Here is a 20,392-nt window from a genome sequence, read left to right on the forward strand (position 1 = left end):
CTTCTATGTTTTGTCTGAACTATGTGGGATATAAAGTTGATTTTCGTCTTGATATCAACGGAACTACCGTTAGTTTTGTCTGAACTATGTGGGATATAAAGGCCTATACAACAGAAACAGGAACGCAAGCAGTGGCGAGTTTTGTCTGAACTATGTGGGATATAAAGATCGTTAAACTTCACTTTTGTATCCTAAAAACTTTTGTTTTGTCTGAACTATGTAGGATAGAAGGTGGAGAGGCAAATGGATAAAGAGCAAAGCCAAAACTCTAATATTGATATTAAGGATATTATAGAAGATTACGACTACCTACTTTCATATCCAAACTCCAGATATCCACAAGTTTTTGTATGTAGTGGCTGGATGTTTTATGACCTGAGAGACCAGATACACGAGCTTGGGCTTGATGACCACCCAGAAGTTAAGAAATTAGATAAACAGCTTTTAAAGAAAGTTATTGAATGGGTAGCTCCCGACGATTACAAAGCTAACAAAAAATATCCTGAGATGTGGTGGCATCATCTTGACGAGATAAAAAAAGGAACATACCCTAAAGAGAAGCTTCCTGATTATCTAAGAGATATTCTTTGAAATGCTAACGAGAAATATGCTATATTCTTTATATGGAGATTATAGTTTTATCTCTACTTTTAGGATTCTTTTTAGGTGGGATTGTAATTATTTTCATTCCTGCGTTCTTTGTCTTGTATGTTATTTTTGCTTTTGTTTATGCGTTTATTCAAGCTTTTAAAGATTAGTGGAGTTTTCAATCTTATTTACCTCTTTAGCTAAATGTCCTAATCCTACAAAACCTACTTTCTTTCATATTTTAACCCCCTACTCTACCAACTCTATTGCGGTCATCATAGCTTTTGCTTTATTTACAGTTTCAAGCCATTCTTTTTCTGGCTGAGAGTCGGCTACTATGCCAGCTCCTGCTTGAACGTAAACTATATCATCTACTATTACAGCTGTTCTTATGGCAATAGCAGTATCAAGATTACCGTCAAAGGATATATATCCTACTCCACCTGCATAGATACCTCTTTTATCTGGCTCTAACTCTTCTATTATTTGCATAGCTCTTACTTTCGGAGCTCCACTTACAGTCCCAACAGGAAAGACAGATTTAAAAACATCTAAAGGATGTAATCCTTCTTTTAAAACCCCTGAAACATCAGAAACTATGTGCATTACGTGAGAGTAGTTTTCTATATACATAAACCTGTCAACTTTTACACTACCTCTTTTTGCTACCTTACCAACGTCATTCCTTGCAAGGTCTACCAGCATAAGATGTTCAGCTCTTTCTTTTTCATCGTTTATAAGTTCTTCTCTGAGTTTTAAGTCCTCTTGGGGCGTTTTTCCTCTTGGTCTTGTGCCTGCAATTGGTTTTGTTAATATTTTTCCATCTATCACACTGACTAAAATCTCTGGAGAAGACCCTACCACTTTTATATCGTTAAAGTCTAAGTAAAATAAATAAGGAGATGGGTTTATAACTCTGATTGACCTGTATATATCAGATGGGTCAACTTTTAGTTTTTTAGAAAATCTTTGAGATAAGACTACCTGAATTATGTCTCCTTCTGTGATATACTCTTTTGCTTTTAAAACTGCCTTTTCAAAATCTTCTTTTGTAAAGTTAGATTGCCAGCTTTTTAAATCTACTTCCTTTTTAGATAGAGAAAGTCTTTTTATCTGAACTTCTCTATTTAACTTTTGCTCTATATTCTCTATTTTTCTTAATGCTGTATTGTAGGCATCTTCTACGTTTGTATCTTCTGATAAGACAGCTGATACAATTATTTTAATCTTGTTTGTTAGGTTATCAAAGGCTATCACTTCATCACTTAAAAATAAGTACATATCAGGAATGTTTAAAACATCAGGTTTGTAATCACCAACAGGCTCGTAAAACTTTACAATATCGTAGCCTATATAACCTACATATCCACCCCAAAAAGGCGGAAGATTGCTGTCTTTATACGGTTTAAATCTCTCAGTTAACTTTTTTAACTCTTCTATTGGGTCTTTTGTTTGTTTATAGTAGATTTTTCCTTTATTGTAAATCTCAACAGTATCTTTTTTTGACCTTATGTAAAAATTTTCAGAAGAACCAATAAAAGAGTACCTTCCTACATTCTCTCCTTTTTCTACACTTTCTAATATGTAGTTAAACCTTCCAGCAGATGCTATTTTAAAGTAAACGGATAAAGGAGTGTCAACATCAAGAAGTATCTCTTTATAAATAGGAATAACGTTGTAATCTTTTGTCAGAGATTTAAATTGTTCAAACGTTAAACTTACCATTTAAATCCTCATTATTTCAGATAGAAAATCTCTTTTGTCAAGTTCTTCAAATGCTTGATAGTCTGTAAGGTCTAACTTTATAGGTGTAATAGATACATACCTTTCTTTGATTGCTGTGTAATCTGTTCCCGGCTGACACTCTTCAAGGAGAGCTTCTTCTCCACCTATCCAGTAATACTCTTCTTTTGAAGGAGATAAGTATTTAACTATCTCTTCTTTATAAGCACTTCTTCCTTGTTTTGTAAGTAAGAATCCTTTTATCTGATTTTTTGGAATTGTAGGAATGTTTACGTTTAAAAATGTTCCCTTTGGAAGTCCTTGTAAAGCTACTACATTAATAATTTTCATTGCAACTTGAGCAATCTCTTGGTAATTTGGATTTTTAGATGATCCTACAGATAAGGCTATTGAAGGAATATCAAACAAAGTTCCTTCCCTTGCAGCTCCTACCGTTCCAGAGTAAAAAACATCGTTTCCTATGTTTGGACCTGTGTTTATACCTGATACTAATAAGTCTGGTTTTTTACCATTTAGTATTACATTTATCCCTAAGTGTACACAGTCTGCTGGAGTTCCATCTGCCACATAGTAAAAGTTTTTTTCAAGCTCAACTATTTTAAGTGGTCTTGTAAAAGTTAGAGAATGGCTTGTTCCAGACATATTTCTATCTGGCGTTATAGTTATTACTTCGTATCCTGCGTTTAGGAGCTCTTGTCTTATGGCTAAAAGACCTTTTGATTGATAACCATCATCATTTGTTAAAAATACTAATTTTTTCATTTTAACCTCATTAGAGTCGGAGCGACCCGATTCGAACGGGCGACCTCTGGCCCCCCATGCCAGTGCGCTACCACCTGCGCCACGCTCCGATTTTTATTTTTGATTTATTTTTTTCTTTAACTCTTTTCCAGCTTTAAAAGATATTCCAAGTCTATCTGGAATCAACTTTTCTTCACCAGTTTTAGGGTTTCTTCCTATTTTCCCTTTTCTTCTTTTAATAATAAACGTACCAAAACCTGATATCATTACCTTTTTACCTTCTTTTGGGTCTGTTGTAAGGTAGTCTGAAATCATATCAAAGGTATCGTTGACTATTTTGTGAATGTCCCTTTTATCTAAACTTAAATTTAAATCTTTGTCCTTATGAATCATGTTAACTATGTCAGCTCTCTTCATCTTTCACCTCTTTTTTATAGTATTTTTTATCTCTTTCATCTACAACGGTTTCGTTTTTGCTCCAGTAAACCATAAGTCCTACGATAACTAGTGCAGCTGCCAAAAACACTACGATAGCAATTATAAGCTCAACTGTTTCGTTCATTTTGGTTCCTCAAGATAACTATTCTTATATTTTACATAATTTTCAGCTGATTTTTCCAGCCAATTTAACTCTTCTTCTGTAAGTTTCCTTACAAATTTTGCAGGAACACCTGCCCATAGAGATTGAGGCTCTATAATTTTTCCAGGTGTTACTAAAGCTCCAGCAGCTACTATTGACTGTTTTCCTACTACTACACCGTCCATAATTGTAGCAGACATACCTATAAGGCAGAAGTCTTCAATAGTACAAGCATGAATCATCACTTTATGTCCTATCGTAACGTTGTTGCCAATTACAGTTGGATACTTTTTGTGGTCAACGTGTATTATAGTTCCATCTTGAACGTTTGTCCTTTCTCCAATTCTAATGTAGTTAACATCTCCTCTGATAACAACGTTATACCATACACTACTATCTTTATCTATCTCTACGTCTCCTATTATTACTGCGTTTTCTGCAATGAAGACAGTAGGGTCTATCTTAGGATAGATTCCTTTATAGGGTTTAATTATTGCCATCTTTCTTTCTCCATTTTTTTATAAACTTTACACCTACTATGAAGTAAAATCCTGTAAATATCACCATTATGATTATAGCAGGTATAACTTTCCAAAATTCCACTACTCTCCTCTATAAGTTGCCTTTCCTGTTGCCGTTTCCCAAAGAGTCACACTTACAACTTTTATATCTTCTTCTAAATTAGCCTCTTTTAGTTTTTTAACTAAAAAGTCGTAAAAGTATTTAGCCAGTGCTTCAGCTGTAGGGCAGAAGTTAACTTCTGTAATTTTATAACAACCAAAAAGCTCCTTAAACTTTGGATATATTGGGTCGTTTACGTCTATTATAAACGAGTGGTCAAAAACGTTATCTACTAAGTCTTTTAACGCAGATTTTATATGGTAAAAATCAACGACCACATCTTGTTCGTTTAACGTATCAGAACCAACAGTAACCTCTAACACGTAACTATGTCCGTGAAGGTTTACGCACTTATTTTCAATTAAAACACCTTCAGATAGTTTTGCAGTTTTTCCAGAGCTTAAATCTTGCTTCCAAACCCTGTGGCCTGCTTCAAATCTAAAAATTTTAGTTATTTCATACTTCATTTTCTTTCCTCCTGCTGTCTAAATAAGCTTTCAATATAACAGCTGCTTTTGGGTCATCTTTAGCTTTTTCCGTAAGACTTATTATAATCTCTGATTCATCTTTTTCTACCAATTTTTCAACCTTCTCATTAACCTCTTTTATCTCTTGATTTGTATCTTTTTTATACTTATAAAGTAGGTACATAAACACTATAAAAATACTGAATATTACAAACTGTATTATGTTTTGAAGTATTAACGATCTATTTATGTAGCTGTAAAGTTTTTCCAACTTACTATCAAGAATTTTTTGATTTTGCTTAATCTCTTCTATATCTGAGGTAAGCAGCTGTAGGATTTCTTTATCCTTTTGAGAAAGACCTTTTATGTTTTCTATTTGTGAGAGTTTTTCTTCAAGACTTTTCTGTTTTTGATATAAAAATTGTACTTGACCCTCAACTTTTCTCAGTTGATCCTCTTTCACACCTTTATACTCTATTACTTTAGGCTCTACTACCATCTGTTCTGCAAATGTTTGAGTGTAGATGATTAAAATTATTACTAAAAATTTAAAGTATTTCAATCTCTTTTGCCTCAAAAACAGGCCCTTCATAACAAACTCTTACATAGGTATCTTTGCTTTTATCTTTTACTACACATCCTACACATATTCCAATACCACAAGCCATTCTACTTTCTAACGATAGATAACAAGGTCTGTTTTTACTTATAGCTATTTTACTTACAGCTTTCATCATTCCCTTAGGACCGCATACCAACAATGGAGCTTCAGGGTTATCTTCTATTATTTTTTCTAAATCTTGAGTTATTAAACCTTTCTTACCAAAACTTCCATCGTCAGTGTAATATATAACCTCTACCTGATTTTTTTCTATCCACTCTATCATAGATAGCTCTTCTTTTTTTCTCGCTCCGTATAAAGCAGTGTATTTTTTACCTTTTTCTTTTATCTCTTTTATAAAAAGGCTTAATCCAGCAAAGCCTATACCACCACCTACTATTATATAGTTATCATAATTATCTGGAAAAAGGTTATTACCTAAAGGTCCAAGGACTTTTAAATACTCACCTTCTCTTTTTGTTGTTAGATATAAAGTACCTTTTCCGTAAACGTCATAAAATAAAGTAATCGTATCACCTTCTACATCGGCTATTGCAAAGGCTCTTCTAAGTAAAGGGTCGTAGTAGTCATCTAAAGTTGGTTTTACCATTACAAACTGTCCAGGTTTTGTGTTTTTTGCTATATCTGGAGCTTCTACTTTAAGAATATAAGTTTTTCCACTTATGTACCTGTTTTCTAAGATTTTACAGTCTAAATCGTAAATCACTTTTTAACTCCGTAAAACTTAAGAATTTGGTCAACGTGTCCTTTTGCTTTTACATTTTTCCAAGCTTTCTTTATATTTCCTTCTGGGTCTATTATAAACGTAGACCTTATTACACCCATTGTCTTTTTACCGTACATACACTTTTCTCCGTATGCACCATACTCTTGCATAACTTTTTTATCAGGGTCAGATAAAAGAATAAAGTTTAAGCCGTATTTTTCTTTAAACTTTTTATGACTTTCAATTGAGTCTGGACTTACACCTACTACAATTGCATAATCTTTTAGCAAGTTAAAGTTATCTCTAAAATCGCAAGCTTCCGTAGTACACCCTGGCGTATTATCTTTTGGATAAAAGTAAAGGATTATGTCTTTTCCTTTTCCAAGATAATCTTTTAAGCAAAAAGTTATTTGATTTGAATTTTCATCTATCCCTTGCAGGCAAAAGTCTTTTGCTTTTTCCATAGCTATACCTCCTATTTGTATCTTTTTAATAACTCTTCTTGTATGTCTTTTAACTCCACTCCCGAGTCAACCAACGCAACAATTAAATGAAAAATTAAGTCAGATACTTCGTACACAATTTCATCTTTATTTTTATTTTTAAGGGCTATAATCGTTTCTACAGCTTCTTCTCCCACTTTCTGTATAATCTTATCAGAACCTTTTTCAAACAGTTTTGCAACGTAAGAGTTTTCTGGTTTTAACTTTCTTCTCTCTTCAACTTTTTCATACAGCTTATGTAAAATTTCAAAAGGAAGTGGTTTTGTATCTTTTTCTAAATCTATATTTCTATAAAAGCAACTTTCTTCTCCTGTATGACAAGCTGGACCTTCTTCAACTACAAGATAAACAACGCTGTCTTCATCACAATCAACTCTTATGTCTATAACTTTCTGTAGGTTTCCTGAAGTTTCTCCTTTTTTCCATAAAGACTTTCTTGACCTTGAGTAGTATGTAGCGTATCCTGATTTTATAGTCTCTTGTATAGCTTCTTTATTTGCGTAAGCTTGCATAAGAATTTTTCCAGAGTAATAGTTTTGAGCTATAACTGGAACTAATCCGTTTTCATCAAACTTAATAACACTATCAATATCTAACAATACAAAAACCTCAAAAATTTAGTTTATTTATCATATTATAGCATTTTATAACCCCGCTATAACTTCTATCTCTACTAAGGCATCTTTTGGAAGGCGACTTACTTCTACTGTTGACCTTGCAGGTTTGTGGTCTTTAAAGTACTCTCCATAAATCTCATTTACAACCTGAAAATCTTCTAAGTTTTTCAGATATATAGTAGTTTTTATAACGTGGTTTAGATTAAGTCCAGCTTCTTCTAAGATTGCCTTTATATTTTCCATTATTATTTTGGTCTGGGTTGATACGTCTGCATTTACAAACTCGTTGGTAGATGGGTCTATTGCTATCTGTCCTGATATAAAAATAAGATTTTCATACTTTATGGCTTGAGAGTATGGACCTATAGGTTTTGGGGCTTTTTCTGTGTAAATCACTTGCATTTTTAACCTCTTTATCTTTTCCTTATGTTAAAATTATACCAAAACAAAAGTTGGAGGCTATCTTTTGAAACAGATAAATGTTGCGATAGTAGGGTATGGTGTTGTTGGAAATGGCGTTGCAAAAATATTAGATACTCAGAAAAATCTTTTAAAACAAAAATCAGGATTAGAGATAAATTTAAAAAAAGTTTATACAAGAAACTGGAACAAAACTTTTCCTCACCCAATAGAACAACAAAGAAGAGCAAAAACCCTAGATGAGATACTAAACGATAAAGAGATTGACATAGTGGTAGAGCTTACTGGTGGTATAGACTTTCCTTACAACTTAATAATGCAAGCACTCGATAAAGGTAAACACATAGTTACTGCAAACAAAGCATTATTAGCAGAAAAAGGAAAAGACGTATTTACAATAGCAGAAGAAAAAAATTTAAGAATAGGTTTTGAAGCAGCTGTAGCAGGAGGAATACCTATAATAAAAGCCTTAAGAGAAGGGCTTGTGGCAAACGAAATAAAAAAGATATACGGCATACTAAACGGAACAACAAACTACATACTTACATCTATGTACAAAGAAGGAAAGAGCTTCTCTCAGGCGTTAAAAGAAGCCCAAGAAAAAGGCTACGCAGAAGCAGACCCAACCCTTGACATAAACGGAACAGACGCGGCACATAAGATATCGATACTGTCTTCTTTATCCTTTGGTGGTTTTGTAGAGTTTTCTCAGGTGTATGTAGAAGGCATAGAAAAGATAGACACTTTAGATATAGACCTTGGAAAAGAGCTTGGCTACACTCTTAAACTTTTAGCTATTGCAAAATCCCATAACGATGAAGTTGAGATAAGAGTCCATCCTACCTTTTTACCTTCTGATAATCCATTATCTAAGGTTGACGGTGTGTTTAATGCGGTAATGGTAGAAGGAGACAACGTCGGAGAAACTATGTTTTACGGTAGAGGAGCTGGGAGTTTACCTACTGCAAGCGCAGTTGTAAGTGATATTGTAAGTATTGCAAAATCTATACATTTAAGCATAGGAAAAGAAATAGAAATAACTTCTATGAACTGGAAACATAAAGAGTTAAACCTTACAAAAGTAAAAGATTTTTATACAAGATACTACATAAGATTTACAGTTCCAGACATCACTGGTATCCTTGCAAAAATAGCCTCTGTGTTTGCCAAATATAACATAAGCATTGCAGCTGTTATACAGAAAGAAAGAGTTTTAAGACTTCAAAAGGCTACAGATAAAAAAGTTGTTCCACTTGTTATACTCACCCACACAGCTTCTGAAAATAGTGTTCAAATGGCAATAAGAGAAATTGTAGAAAACCATTACAGCATAGAAGACCCTACTATAATTAGAGTTGAAGATGAAGAATAAAATTTCAGGATTACTACTTGGGATACTGAGTTTTATAACAGTAGTCCACACAGATTTAATAAACATTCCTTTTGAACCAAAAGTTGTTTTAGGTATTTTGCTTTTATGTATATTTTGGTGGCTTTTTGAGGTTGTCCCAGTTGGCATTACAGGGCTTTTTGGATTAATTTTAGCAGTTTTTTACGGTATTGTTGACGTAGATAAGGTATTTATAGGCTTTTCTAATCCAGTTATTCTGCTTATGATAGGTAGTTTTCTTATCGCCCACAGTGTTAACAAATATGGCTTAGATAAAAGAATATCTTTAAACATTCTTTCTAAGGACTTTTTCATCAAAAGTCCTATAAGAGTTATAATTGGTTTTTCTTTAATAACGTTCCTACTTTCTATGTGGCTTAGTAATACTGCTACAACCGCAATGATGCTTCCTATAGTTTTAGGAGTTATCTATCTCTTGAAAGAAGAAAAAATACAGGGTTATAAAAATTTTGCATCATTTATGCTTTTAAGTATTGCTTACTCTGCTTCTATAGGTGGAATTGGCACAATAGTAGGCTCACCTACGAACCTTGTAGGACTTGGATTTTTAAAAGAAGAAGGCATAAGTATAGATTTTTTCCAGTGGATTTTATTAATGCTTCCAATAGCTTTATCTATGTATGTAATTATGATACTTTACATTAGATTCTTTCTAAGGAAAGTAAAATTTAATCCACAAGAGATAAAAACAATTCTTCAAAAAGAGAAAGAAAAACTTCCCAAAATGTCAAAAGAAGAAAAGATTATTGCAGGTGTGTTTTTACTGGCAGTATTTTTATGGATTTTTCCCTCTTTTATAGGTATAATAGGTTTTGAAGAGCTGGGAAAACAGATAAGTAAAAAAATTCCAGAAAGTATTGTAGCGGTTTTATCTGCAGGACTTTTATTTTTAATACCAAAAGATTTAAAAAATTACCAAACTATTTTAACAGTGGAAGATTTAAAAGAAGTTGACTGGAATACAGTTATACTTTTTGCATCAGGTATATCAATAGGAAAACTAATATCGTCTTCAGGTCTTGGTGAGATTATAGCAAAAAGTTTAAGTGGATATATAACTTATGTTCCACTACTACTATTTATTTTAATCGTAGTGATTATACTGCTAACAGAGATAAACTCAAACACTGCAACAGTAATAACATTTGCCCCTATAATAATTGCCCTTTTAAAAAATAATCAGATAGACTTTGTTTATCCTACTTTAGCTATTATTGTCGCTTCCAGTTTTGCGTTTATGTTTCCAATAGCAACACCACCAAACGCCATCGTTTACTCAACTGGCTTTATAAAATTACAAGACATGGCTAAATTTGGACTTTTTTTAAACGCAGTAGGAAGTATTGTAATTTACTTCTTCCTGATTTTGATTCATTGAATCTAACTAAAAAGTTGCACAAAGTTTAAAGTTGGTATATAATATTTATCCTTGTTGGCCAGGTAGCTCAGTCGGTAGAGCATGCGGCTGAAAACCGCAGTGTCGGCGGTTCGATTCCGCCCTTGGCCACTTTTTATTTTAAATCCTCATACAATTCTTTTACACTCTTTTTAAAAACAGGATGAATAAAATCAGGCTGTAAATCCATCAAAGGTTTTAAAACAAAGTCCCTTTCGTGTAATCTTGGATGTGGTATTTCTAAATCTTGAGATTTGTATATTAAATCGTTGAAAAAAAGTATGTCTATATCTATTTCCCGTGGACCCCATCTGTATCTATAAACTCTTCCTACCTGTTTTTCAACATCTTTAACAAATTCAAATAAAGATATGTGGTCTAAATCTGTCTGTCCCATCACAGCCATATTTAAAAAATCTGGCTGATTTTCTACTCCTACAGGTTTAGTTTCATAGATTTTTGATATCTTTAGAATCTGTATCTTATCTGAGAGAATTTCTATAGCTTTAACTAAGTTTGTAAGTCTATCTCCGACATTACTACCCAGCCCTAAAAAAACCTTATTCAAACTTTTCTCCTTCTCTTATCCTATAACCTCTTACAGCTTCCTGAGATGATATTGGTTTTGAGTTTGGAAATTGGATTGTTTTTATAAACAAACATCCATCTGCTGTCTTTACAATTATTCCCTCTTTATCACTTGCTTTTACTATCTCTCCGGGTCTTCCTTCTTTATAATCTTTTATAACTTCTACATCTAATATTTTTATTTGAAAATCTCTAAAATTTGTAAATGCCTTAGGCCAGACTTTTAAAGCTCTTACTTGGTTAAAAATGTCTTTTGCAGGTTTATTCCAGTCTATTCTACCTTCTTCTTTTTCTATTGGTTTTGCGTAGGTGGCTTTTAAGTGGTCTTGAGGAACTTTTTCTATTTGTCCTTTTTCTATCTTATCTAATACTTCTATTAGTAACCTTGCACCTTCTTTAGCAAGTTTATCATGAAGGGTTATAATATCATCTTCAGGCAGTATTTTTACTTTTCTACAAGCATAAACATCTCCTGCATCTAACTCTTTCACTATCTCCATTATACAAACGCCAGTTTCTTCTTCTCCGTCCATGATAGCTCTCTGTATAGGAGCTGAACCTCTATATTTAGGCAGTAGTGATGCATGAACGTTTATTGTTTTATACTTTGGAATGTTTATTATCTCTTCTGGAAGGATTTTTCCGTAAGCTACAACTACAGATATGTCAGGATTTAACTGTTTTATAGTTTCTATCAACTCTTGATTATTTTTTATCTTTTCTGGTTGAAGTACAGGTATGTTATGTTTTAATGCTTCTTCTTTTACAGGTGTAGGCTGGACTTTTTGACCTCTTCCTTTTGGTTTGTCTGGTTGGGTTATTACCGCTACAACTTGATGATTTGATTGAATAAGGGCTTTTAGACTTTCTACCGCAAACTCAGGTGTTCCCCAGAACAACACTTTCATCTTTATTCTCCAATTTTGATATCCATTCTTTTTTCTTTTCTCGCAGTATGTTTATGAGTTTATCAACACCTTCTTTTGTAATCAAAGAAACGGCTACAAACGGATAACCTTTTTCTGTAAAGTACTTTTCAAGCTTATCTATCAACGATTTATCACTTAAAGCATCTATCTTATTTGCAACAACTATCTGCGGTTTCTTTAAAAGGTTTGGAGAGTAATTTTCCAGCTCTTTATTTATTATGTTAAAAGCATCTATCGGGTCTCTTTCTCTAAAGTCTGACACGTCTATAAGATGGATTAAAAATTTTGTTCTTTCTATATGCCTTAAAAATTCATGTCCAAGACCGTGTCCTTCGGAAGCTCCTTCTATAAGTCCGGGAATGTCTGCCAATACTAAAAAGTCGTTTACGTCAAGTTGTAAAACACCTAAAACAGGAGTTAGAGTGGTAAATGGATAATCTGCTATTTTTGGTCTTGCTTTTGATAAAACTGATATTAAAGTTGATTTTCCAGCGTTTGGAAAACCTATTATTCCAACGTCTGCAAGTAGTTTTAATTCAAGTTCTATCCATCTTTCTTCTCCTTTTTCTCCTGGTTCTGCAGTTAAAGGAGCTTGATTTGTAGCACTTTTAAAGGCAGCATTTCCTTTACCACCTTTACCTCCTTTCGCAACTATAACAGACTGTCCCTCTTTCACAAGGTCTGCTATTATCTCTCCTGTTTGAGCATCTTTTACAACAGTTCCAACAGGGACTTTTATAATTAAATCTTCTCCATCTTTTCCTTTTTTATTTCCACCTTGACCGTGCTGTCCTCTTTCTGCCTTATAATGTTTTTTATACTTAAAGTCCATAAGGGTTTGGAGATGACTGTCTGCAACTAAAATAACATCTCCACCTTTTCCACCATCTCCTCCTGATGGTCCTCCCATAGGGACAAACTTCTCCCTATGAAAAGCAACACAACCGTTTCCACCATCTCCTGCTTTAACAAATATCTTTGCTTTGTCTATAAACATACTTAACTACACCTATTGTTATTAAACTTAGTATTGAAATGCCGTTTGCTACTATTAAAGGTATATTTTTTAATAGTAAACCGTAAATAAACCATAAAAATATTCCAACTGCCATAAAAATCAACCATATCCAAGAAAAGTCGGAAGCTGATTTAGTTTTGATGACTTTATAAGTTTGTGGAATGTATGCTGATGTTGTTAAAATTGCCGCTATTAAACCGATTATGTCTAAATTCATTTAATTAGAATAAGCAGGGTAAAACCCTGCTTTATTTAGATTTAAACTGCTTTTTTAACTTTTCCAGCTTTTAAACATTTAGAACAGACGTAAATTCTTTTTGTAGAACCATCTTCTAAAACAACTCTAACCCTTCTTAAATTTGGCTTCCAAGTTCTTCTTTCTGTAGTTGCTGAGTGAGCTACAGTATTACCAAACACTGTCTTTTTTCCACACACTTGACAAACAGCCATATTTAATATCCTCCTTAATCAAAATTTTAAAAAAGATATTATACCATTAAATTTAATCTAAATCCATCTTACCCGGATTTATAAGGTTCTTAGGATCCCAAACTCTTTTTATCTTTCTCATTATCTCCATCTCTTGTGGTGAAAACTGTTTTCTCATAAACTCTGCTTTTGTTATTCCTACGCCGTGTTCTCCTGTTATAGAGCCTCTGTAAGATAAGGCAAGTTCAAAAACTTCTTCAACAGCTTTTTCTGCTCTTGCTAATTCATCAGGGTCTAAACCGTTTATCATAAAGTTTGCGTGGACGTTTCCATCTCCTATATGTCCAAAGTTGACCATTTTTAGATTGTACTTTTTACCTATTTCTCTAAGTTTTGGTAGAGCTTCTGGAAGATAGCTTCTTGGGAATACTATGTCCTCGTTTATCTTTGTTCTACCTAATTTCGCAACCGCAGGAGATAAAGACCTTCTTGCTTCCCAAAGTTTTTCAGCTTCTCTGTCAGTTTTAGCTATCTCAACTTTTGCACCGTTTTGCTCACAGATTTTAGCTACTTCTGTTATCTCATCTTCCAATGCTTTTGGATGACCATCAACTTCTATAAGTAGAATAACTTCTGCATCTCTTGGAAGTCCAAAGTGTCCAAAGTCTTCAACAGCATTTATTGCAAGTTTATCCATAAACTCTAACGCAGATGGGGATATTCCTGCTTTAAATATATCTTTAACTGTTTTACCAACAGACTCTAAATCCATATAAACGGCTTTTACAGTTTTTTTAGCTTTTGGTTTTGGAATGAGTTTAACAGTTATTCCAGTAAATATTCCTAAACTTCCCTCACTTCCTATTAAAAGTCTTGTAAGGTCGTATCCGGCTACGTCTTTTAAAGTTATTCTTCCAGTGTGTATTATATCTCCTGTGTATATAACAGTATCCAGCTCCATTATGTACTCTCTTGTAACGCCGTATTTAACACATCTTGGGCCACCTGCATTTTCTGCAACATTTCCACCTAAAGTACAAAACTTATAACTTGCAGGGTCTGGTGGATAAAACAGTCCTCTTTTTTCTACAGCTTGTTGGAGTTTGTAGGTTATTACTCCAGGTTGGACTTTAGCAACCGCATTGTCTTCGTCAATCCAGAGAATCTTATCCATTTTTTCAAAAGATATTAAAACACCACCTTTAACAGGAATAGAACCGCCTGTATATCCAGAACCAGCTCCCCTTGGAGTTATAGGAATATCGTTTTCATAACATATTTTCACAACCTTTTGAACGTCTTCTTCACTTTCTGGAATAACAACCACGTCTGGAGGAACGCTAAGTCTTGTTGCATCGTAAGAGTAGAGCATTCTATCCATCTCATCATCTAACACTTTATGCTCACCTATTGCTTGTTTTAAATATCTTTTAACGTTTTCTGGAACGGGTATTTTTTCTACGGGTTTTATCTTAAACATCTCTTTACCTCTTACAAAAATTATTAAGATATATTAAAACTCCAATTTTTAAAAATTACAATAAAAAAAATCATCTTTGCAGTTTTAATTTTAACTAGTTTTTTAAAAATTTCTTAACTTTTTTTTAATTCATTATTAAAACTCTTTCTATAGAATTGAAATAACATTTCCTTCAAAGGAGGAGGTAAAGAATGAAGAAAGCTTTTCTTTTCAGTGCAATTTTAGGAGCTAGTATGATCTATGCCTGTGGTGGTAATGACTCCGTACAGCTTACCTTACAGCCTACAGCTATTGATTTTGCACCCCTTGGCATACCAAACACAGATCAAGAACATGTAAGCTACAAGGTGACAGACAAGCTTATAGTCACATACAGCGATGGTAGCAAGAAAGAGTATCCTCTCAGCTACGAGGTTCTTCTCCAGTCTGGAGACCCGATGGGAAACTATAAGTGGGGACAGCTGCTGGATGTAAACGGACAACCTATGTCCAACATAGCATACTCAAAGGGTGAAATATCTTGGAATCCTGACGCCAACAGCCTAATAAAGACTTCTGACGGCAAGTACTTTATAATCACCCACTTTGAAGAGCCTCCAGGCATGCTATACGCTTCAGAATTAGACCCTAATACCCTCAAGGCAAAAAGTATCACACCTATAGACTTTAGCTCGGTGGGAGGCACCATAATCAACTGTGCAGGCTCACAAACTCCTTGGAACACTCACTTAGGAGGTGAAGAAGACTACGACTTAAACAGTATATATTCGGTCAGCGCAGGGGGTAAAAACCCAGCTGATGTTCAGTGTGAAAAAGATAGCAACGGCTACTTTACAGGAAATGATAGCAACGGTAAGTCTAAAGACTTCTGTGGTTATGTAGGCGGGGTACAAAGATATCTCAAAGACCTTAACATAGACCCAAACAATGGCTATCTGGGAGATAGGTTTAACCTTTACAACTACGGCTACATAGTGGAAGTGGGTTATATAAACGGAAAATGGGAGGTGGCAAAACACTACATTACGGGCAAATACACGCCTGAGATGGCAGTAGTGATGCCAGACAGAAAAACACTGTATATGACTGACGATGGGAACTACAAGGGACTCTACAAGCTGGTCTTAAACCAACCACAAAACAGTTTTAACAAAAACTGGTGCGGAACGCTTTATACAGCAAAAGTAAAACAACTCTCAGACCAAAACGGTGGCACCTTTGATGTAAGCTGGACACAGCTTGGCACAGCCTGCGACAGTGAAGTTAAAGCCATTATAGACAAAAAACCCCTTCTTACTGACATATTTGACGTAGAAAACCCTAAAGCATGCCCTACCGACCAAGGCTATAAACTTATAACAGAAGATGGGATAGATGAATGCTTAAGGCTAAAGATAGGTCAATACAGGTCTTCTAAGTTCGCTTCTGATGATGAAGTGAAAAAGGCATCTGCTTTTTTAGAGACCAGAAAGTATGCAGCATACCTTGGTGCTAGCATAGAATTTAGAAAGGGTGAAGGACTTGCCTACGACCCAGATAATAACGCATTCTACTATGCCATCTCTGAAATAGGCGGTTCTATGGCTGACGGTAAAGGAGATATAAATCTGCCTAAGAACAAGTGCGGTGCTGTCTACAGACTGGTGTTAGACCAAAACTATAACGCCTACAGGATGGAAGGCATTGTAATAGGTAAAGAAATCAAAAAAGATCCTAACGACCCTGACTACCAAAAATACGGACAAAAATGGGCGTGCCACCCTGACTACATATCCAATCCAGACAATCTCAAATACATAGGCTACAACACCCTCCTAATAGGAGAGGACACATCTTTACACATAAACAACTTTGTGTGGGCTTACAATGTAAAAACAGGCAAGCTTACCAGAATAGCTTGGGCACCTACAGGAGCTGAAGTTACCGGTGTATTTGCACACGGACAGGTAGGAAATAACTACATTATAACCCTAAACATCCAACATCCATTTGTAGACACTTTCAGAAATGCAGATGGCAACCCGGTAAACTCAACCTACAACGACCAAAACAAGGACAAAAAGAAAGGCATACTTGGTATCATCAAAGGCATACCAGCAGGGCTTTTAAAACTAACTCATTAGGAGGCAATTTAAAATGAAAAAGTACTTTCTTCTTTCTCTAGCTTTTATAACTTCGTGTGGTGGGGGAGGTGGTCTCCCCTCTTTTATGGAGTCTTCCACAAACAAGGAGAACTTTATAAAAGAGTTAGAACAAAAGAATAACATTAGCTACACAAATGTGGAGAACTTTGGTGCTTACATACCACCCCAGTGCTACACTAAAACCCTTGACGCTGATGGAACACTTCACAACCCCTGCTACACCTGCCACATACAGGGAACTCCTCCCAACTTTTGGAACGATACAGACCTCCAAGAATCTTATGATTTTCCAGAAAAGATGCTAAAAAATCCATACATTAATCTCTTCATAGACAAAACAGCATTTGTAAATTCTATCTTTGATCAGGAGATAATAAACTATGTAAGAACCTCTAACTATCTGGACAAAGATGGTGAGATAATCCTCAAGAAAATTATGCCCAAAGACTGGAAGGGTTATGTGCCAGACTGCTACTTTAACTTTGATCAAGATGGGTTTGATAAAAATCCAAAGACTGGAGAATACACAGGCTGGGTAGCTTACAGGTACTATCCCTTTCCGGGCACCTTCTGGCCTACTAACAGCTCTACTGATGATGTACTCATAAAACTTCCGCAGGTTTTCAGACAGGATAAGCAAGGTAATTTTTCAAAAGAAATCTACAAACTAAATATTTCCATACTGGAAGCCTACATAAAACAAAAAGATGTAAAGCTGGACTACACCGTAGATGAAAAGAAGGTAGGGCAAGACCTAAACGACGATGGAATACTCTCTACTACAGACACTATAAAGTTTAGAACAGGTCTTACCTTCGTAGGAAAAGCAGGGGAGCTTCAGACACAGGCTAAACTGCAGATAGAACCAGGTCTTTTTCCCGCTGGAACAGAATTTCTTCATACCGTTAGATACATAGACTTTGACGAGAATGGTAACATAAGACCATCCGCAAGGATAAAGGAAGTAAGGTATGCATACAAAGAAGAGTTTTATACTTCAAGTGAGATAAAGTACATGATGGACCAGAAGCTAAAAGAGAGACATCCAAGCCTTAGCGTTGATCCATCACCTCAGTTAGAAGGCTTTCCAGGAGATTATGAAAAAGGTCTTAAAAATCTCTTTGGCTGGAGATATTCAGGATACATAGAGGACAAAGAAGGAAATCTAAGACCTCAAACTACACAGGAGCTTATCTCATGTATGGGATGTCATGATACTATAGGTGCCACTACAGACTCTACTTTCTCTTTCGTTAGAAAATATGCCTTTGGATACTGGGACAAAAATTATCTTAAGGGTGTACCAGAACCAAAGGCTTACTACAAGAAATTTGGAGAGGTTTATGAATACTCCTTTTACCTTCTTAACAATAAGTCTGGAAACGAGTTTAGAAGCAACGACGAATTAATAAAAAAGTTCTTTAACTCAAATGGCAATCTAAATAAAACCATGGCGGAGCTTTTCCACAAAGATGTATCGCTACTACTTTATCCTTCAAAAGATAGAGCTCTTCTTCTTAACAAGGTATATCTCTGGGTAGTTAAAAATCAGGGCTATCGCTACGGAAATATGTTTGATATAAAATCCCTTGAGAACACAGTCCACAAAGAAGTAAAACCTCGTCAAGAAACGGGAATAAAAAATCCGATATACTGAAAAATCATCTTTGCAGTTTTGCAATTTTACAAATAAAAATGTAGCTACAAACGTTTTAGTACGAGAAATTTTATTTGGCATAGATTTTGCTTAACTAAAAAGTGATTAAAAATTACAAAAATTTAAATTGACAAGTAAAAAATTTAAGCTTATACTTATCAATGTTAAATAAAAATTTTACAGGAGGTATTAAGATGAAAAAGGTAATCGCTTTAACAGTAGCAGCAGGTTCTTTATTCCTTGCAAGCTGTGCAAACTACGCAACAAAGGAGTACGTAGACCAGCAAGTAGCATCTGTTTCTGAAAAAGTAAACAATGTTGACGCTAAACTCTCTGCTTTAGAGAAAGAAGTTGCAGCTTTAAAATCATCTACAGCAAAAGTGTCTGATTTGGAAAGAAAAGTTGCAAGTTTAGAATCTGAAGTTAACAATCTTAAAAACACTTGCCCAACAGCTTGCACTGACAGAATCAACAAACTCGAAAAAGATGTGGATGAGTTAAAAGAAAAAGTAAGCAAACAAACTACTCACATGGAGAAAGAAGTAGAAAAATCTATGAGAAAGTAATTAATGGAGGATTAAGAGATGAAAAAGATATCATTTTTAGGTGTGGCTGTTTTATTAGCCGCAGCTTTCAATAGTACATATGCAGACCCAAATTGTTGTTATGATCCTCCAGTAGGAAAAGATGACTTGGTTACAAAAGAATACGTTGATTCTAAATTTGCACCTGTTTTTCAAAAGTTAGATAGCATAAACGCAAGAGTTGATGCGTTATCAAAAGAGTTGGCTAATATGCCTAAGGGTTCTGACCCAGCATTAGCTTCAAAAGTAGCAGCATTAGAATCTGCAGTAAATGAGCTTAAAAACTCTTGTCCAGCAGAGTGTAATGCAAAATTAGTTTCCGTAGAAAAAAACATAGCAGAGCTAAAGGATAAAATAGAAAAAAGATCTCAACATTTAGAGAAAGAAGTAGAAAAATCTATGAGAAAGTAATCCTTAAAGGCAGCTCCCCGCTGCCTTGTTTTATTCAAAAAATTTAATCCGAGTTGCAGTCTTCGTCCTATCGAAAATGGCAGTTTTTGAGTCTCAATTAAAAAGGGCTTATTGAGATTATTTAATCTAAGTAATTGAAAAATAAAAATTGTATAAGTTCATATAGACAGTGAACACCTACCCCTGTAAAATAAATTTACTAAACAAGAGGTAGGTAAAATGAAAGGCATTATAGGAGCGCCAATGTATATAACAAAACTCTTTCCAAAAAAACTATCAAACAAAATAAAAGATGTCCCATTAACAAGAGAAGCTAAAAAAAGACTTAATATGGATACAGCATTACCAAAAAACCAAAAACGTCTCAAAAACATGCAGATACTTCGGAATATCAAGAAACACATTCTATAAATGGCTAAAAGGATATGAAAAGGAAAAGGACAAAAAGAGGCTTGCAAGCACAAGCCCCAGGAGATGTAGTGCAGATAGACGTAAAACACATAAACATCACAGGTAAAACATACTACCAATTTACAGCTATAGATAAGTATAGCAGATTTTGCTTTGCTGCAGTTTACCAAACAAAGAGTTCAAGGATAGCAAAGAGATTTTTCATACAATTAAAGGATTATTTTAACTTTGATATAAAGAGAGTACAGACAGACAATGGGAGCGAGTTTTTAGGGGAGTTTGACAAATATTTAAATGAGATAGGGATAGAGCATTACTTTAGCTAT

Annotated in this window: 27 protein-coding genes and 2 tRNA genes; 11 read left to right on the forward strand and 18 right to left on the reverse strand. The window is 34.5% G+C overall.

From position 1 onward, the window contains the following. Positions 1 to 243 precede the first annotated feature (243 nt). Positions 244 to 591, forward strand: coding sequence for a hypothetical protein (locus tag Q385_RS0108595; protein ID WP_028951271.1), 348 nt, complete (start codon positions 244 to 246; stop codon positions 589 to 591). Between the two features lie 246 nt (positions 592 to 837). Here Q385_RS0108595 and trpE read toward each other — a convergent pair whose 3' ends face one another. The 12 genes from trpE to Q385_RS0108660 form a co-directional block, all read right to left on the reverse strand. Beyond that, entirely contained in the window at positions 838 to 2,313 is a 1,476-nt protein-coding gene (trpE, locus tag Q385_RS0108600) for an anthranilate synthase component I (RefSeq protein ID WP_028951272.1), read from the reverse strand. Next, positions 2,314 to 3,093 carry a 5'/3'-nucleotidase SurE gene (gene surE / locus Q385_RS0108605; protein ID WP_028951273.1) on the reverse strand — a complete coding sequence of 260 codons (780 nt, stop codon included), beginning with the start codon at positions 3,091 to 3,093 and terminating at the stop codon, positions 2,314 to 2,316. 16 nt (positions 3,094 to 3,109) lie between these two features. Beyond that, positions 3,110 to 3,182, reverse strand: a tRNA-Pro gene (locus Q385_RS0108610). 4 nt (positions 3,183 to 3,186) lie between these two features. Continuing rightward, positions 3,187 to 3,489 carry an HU family DNA-binding protein gene (locus tag Q385_RS0108615; RefSeq protein ID WP_028951274.1) on the reverse strand — a complete coding sequence of 101 codons (303 nt, stop codon included), beginning with the start codon at positions 3,487 to 3,489 and terminating at the stop codon, positions 3,187 to 3,189. Beyond that, positions 3,476 to 3,634, reverse strand: coding sequence for a hypothetical protein (locus Q385_RS09430; RefSeq protein ID WP_169733178.1), 159 nt, complete (start codon positions 3,632 to 3,634; stop codon positions 3,476 to 3,478). The genes Q385_RS0108615 and Q385_RS09430 overlap by 14 nt, the downstream gene beginning before the upstream one ends. After that, the gene (locus Q385_RS0108625) at positions 3,631 to 4,152 is read right to left on the reverse strand and encodes a gamma carbonic anhydrase family protein (RefSeq protein ID WP_028951275.1); all 522 of its coding nucleotides are present in this window, start codon (positions 4,150 to 4,152) and stop codon (positions 3,631 to 3,633) included. The genes Q385_RS09430 and Q385_RS0108625 overlap by 4 nt, the downstream gene beginning before the upstream one ends. Positions 4,153 to 4,254: 102 nt before the next feature. Beyond that, positions 4,255 to 4,740: a 6-pyruvoyl trahydropterin synthase family protein gene (locus Q385_RS0108635; RefSeq protein WP_028951276.1), complete on the reverse strand. Its 486-nt coding sequence runs from the start codon at positions 4,738 to 4,740 to the stop codon at positions 4,255 to 4,257. Next, positions 4,730 to 5,302, reverse strand: coding sequence for a viral A-type inclusion protein (locus Q385_RS0108640; protein WP_028951277.1), 573 nt, complete (start codon positions 5,300 to 5,302; stop codon positions 4,730 to 4,732). The genes Q385_RS0108635 and Q385_RS0108640 overlap by 11 nt, the downstream gene beginning before the upstream one ends. Next, positions 5,289 to 6,068, reverse strand: coding sequence for a dihydroorotate dehydrogenase electron transfer subunit (locus Q385_RS0108645; RefSeq protein ID WP_028951278.1), 780 nt, complete (start codon positions 6,066 to 6,068; stop codon positions 5,289 to 5,291). Before Q385_RS0108645 ends, Q385_RS0108640 begins: the two co-directional genes overlap by 14 nt. Further along, positions 6,065 to 6,532, reverse strand: a complete 468-nt coding sequence (locus Q385_RS0108650; protein WP_028951279.1) for a peroxiredoxin — start codon at positions 6,530 to 6,532, stop codon at positions 6,065 to 6,067. The genes Q385_RS0108645 and Q385_RS0108650 overlap by 4 nt, the downstream gene beginning before the upstream one ends. An 11-nt stretch (positions 6,533 to 6,543) precedes the next feature. Next, complete coding sequence (hisIE, locus tag Q385_RS0108655; protein WP_028951280.1) at positions 6,544 to 7,170, reverse strand: bifunctional phosphoribosyl-AMP cyclohydrolase/phosphoribosyl-ATP diphosphatase HisIE; 627 nt, start codon at positions 7,168 to 7,170, stop codon at positions 6,544 to 6,546. Positions 7,171 to 7,215: 45 nt separating this feature from the next. Continuing rightward, the gene (locus Q385_RS0108660; protein WP_028951281.1) at positions 7,216 to 7,590 is read right to left on the reverse strand and encodes a RidA family protein; all 375 of its coding nucleotides are present in this window, start codon (positions 7,588 to 7,590) and stop codon (positions 7,216 to 7,218) included. Positions 7,591 to 7,654: 64 nt separating this feature from the next. Between Q385_RS0108660 and Q385_RS0108665 the strand changes: the two genes are divergently transcribed. The 3 genes from Q385_RS0108665 to Q385_RS0108675 all read left to right on the forward strand — a co-directional run bounded on the left by Q385_RS0108665 (position 7,655) and on the right by Q385_RS0108675 (position 10,526). After that, complete coding sequence (locus Q385_RS0108665) at positions 7,655 to 8,980, forward strand: homoserine dehydrogenase (protein ID WP_028951282.1); 1,326 nt, start codon at positions 7,655 to 7,657, stop codon at positions 8,978 to 8,980. Then, on the forward strand, positions 8,970 to 10,397 hold the full coding sequence (locus tag Q385_RS0108670) for an SLC13 family permease (protein WP_028951283.1): 1,428 nt from the start codon (positions 8,970 to 8,972) through the stop codon (positions 10,395 to 10,397). The genes Q385_RS0108665 and Q385_RS0108670 overlap by 11 nt, the downstream gene beginning before the upstream one ends. A gap of 56 nt (positions 10,398 to 10,453) precedes the next feature. Beyond that, positions 10,454 to 10,526, forward strand: a tRNA-Phe gene (locus Q385_RS0108675). 4 nt (positions 10,527 to 10,530) lie between these two features. Here Q385_RS0108675 and folK read toward each other — a convergent pair. The 6 genes from folK to Q385_RS0108705 are packed head-to-tail and all read right to left on the reverse strand — an operon-like array spanning position 10,531 to position 14,859. After that, positions 10,531 to 10,983, reverse strand: coding sequence for a 2-amino-4-hydroxy-6-hydroxymethyldihydropteridine diphosphokinase (gene folK / locus Q385_RS0108680; protein ID WP_028951284.1), 453 nt, complete (start codon positions 10,981 to 10,983; stop codon positions 10,531 to 10,533). Beyond that, positions 10,976 to 11,911 (reverse strand): methionyl-tRNA formyltransferase, encoded by a 936-nt coding sequence (fmt, locus tag Q385_RS0108685; protein ID WP_028951285.1) that lies wholly within the window; start codon positions 11,909 to 11,911, stop codon positions 10,976 to 10,978. Before fmt ends, folK begins: the two co-directional genes overlap by 8 nt. Then, a complete protein-coding gene (gene obgE, locus Q385_RS0108690; protein ID WP_028951286.1) occupies positions 11,883 to 12,929 on the reverse strand; it encodes a GTPase ObgE in 1,047 nt (348 codons plus the stop codon). Before obgE ends, fmt begins: the two co-directional genes overlap by 29 nt. Beyond that, on the reverse strand, positions 12,898 to 13,167 hold the full coding sequence (locus Q385_RS0108695; RefSeq protein WP_028951287.1) for a SemiSWEET family sugar transporter: 270 nt from the start codon (positions 13,165 to 13,167) through the stop codon (positions 12,898 to 12,900). The genes obgE and Q385_RS0108695 overlap by 32 nt, the downstream gene beginning before the upstream one ends. Positions 13,168 to 13,208: 41 nt before the next feature. After that, entirely contained in the window at positions 13,209 to 13,400 is a 192-nt protein-coding gene (gene rpmB, locus Q385_RS0108700; protein ID WP_028951288.1) for a 50S ribosomal protein L28, read from the reverse strand. A 52-nt stretch (positions 13,401 to 13,452) separates the two neighbouring features. Then, positions 13,453 to 14,859: an FAD-binding oxidoreductase gene (locus Q385_RS0108705; RefSeq protein WP_028951289.1), complete on the reverse strand. Its 1,407-nt coding sequence runs from the start codon at positions 14,857 to 14,859 to the stop codon at positions 13,453 to 13,455. A gap of 191 nt (positions 14,860 to 15,050) precedes the next feature. Between Q385_RS0108705 and Q385_RS0108710 the strand changes: the two genes are divergently transcribed. From Q385_RS0108710 to Q385_RS09620, 7 genes are all read left to right on the forward strand, one after another. Beyond that, positions 15,051 to 16,982 carry an alkaline phosphatase PhoX gene (locus Q385_RS0108710; protein ID WP_028951290.1) on the forward strand — a complete coding sequence of 644 codons (1,932 nt, stop codon included), beginning with the start codon at positions 15,051 to 15,053 and terminating at the stop codon, positions 16,980 to 16,982. 85 nt (positions 16,983 to 17,067) lie between these two features. Beyond that, on the forward strand, positions 17,068 to 18,660 hold the full coding sequence (locus Q385_RS0108715; RefSeq protein ID WP_028951291.1) for a hypothetical protein: 1,593 nt from the start codon (positions 17,068 to 17,070) through the stop codon (positions 18,658 to 18,660). A 194-nt stretch (positions 18,661 to 18,854) separates the two neighbouring features. Next, positions 18,855 to 19,226: a coiled-coil domain-containing protein gene (locus Q385_RS0108720; RefSeq protein ID WP_028951292.1), complete on the forward strand. Its 372-nt coding sequence runs from the start codon at positions 18,855 to 18,857 to the stop codon at positions 19,224 to 19,226. A gap of 18 nt (positions 19,227 to 19,244) precedes the next feature. Further along, complete coding sequence (locus Q385_RS0108725; RefSeq protein WP_028951293.1) at positions 19,245 to 19,655, forward strand: hypothetical protein; 411 nt, start codon at positions 19,245 to 19,247, stop codon at positions 19,653 to 19,655. Between the two features lie 219 nt (positions 19,656 to 19,874). Further along, complete coding sequence (locus Q385_RS09610) at positions 19,875 to 20,066, forward strand: hypothetical protein (RefSeq protein ID WP_028951294.1); 192 nt, start codon at positions 19,875 to 19,877, stop codon at positions 20,064 to 20,066. Beyond that, positions 19,990 to 20,172, forward strand: coding sequence for a helix-turn-helix domain-containing protein (locus tag Q385_RS09615; RefSeq protein ID WP_245596384.1), 183 nt, complete (start codon positions 19,990 to 19,992; stop codon positions 20,170 to 20,172). Before Q385_RS09610 ends, Q385_RS09615 begins: the two co-directional genes overlap by 77 nt. After that, a partial coding sequence (locus Q385_RS09620; RefSeq protein ID WP_245596383.1) for a DDE-type integrase/transposase/recombinase occupies positions 20,135 to 20,392 on the forward strand: 258 nt, incomplete at its 3' end. The genes Q385_RS09615 and Q385_RS09620, both read left to right, overlap by 38 nt.

This window comes from Sulfurihydrogenibium subterraneum DSM 15120 (assembly GCF_000619805.1).
In the GTDB taxonomy this organism is placed as follows: domain Bacteria; phylum Aquificota; class Aquificia; order Aquificales; family Hydrogenothermaceae; genus Sulfurihydrogenibium; species Sulfurihydrogenibium subterraneum.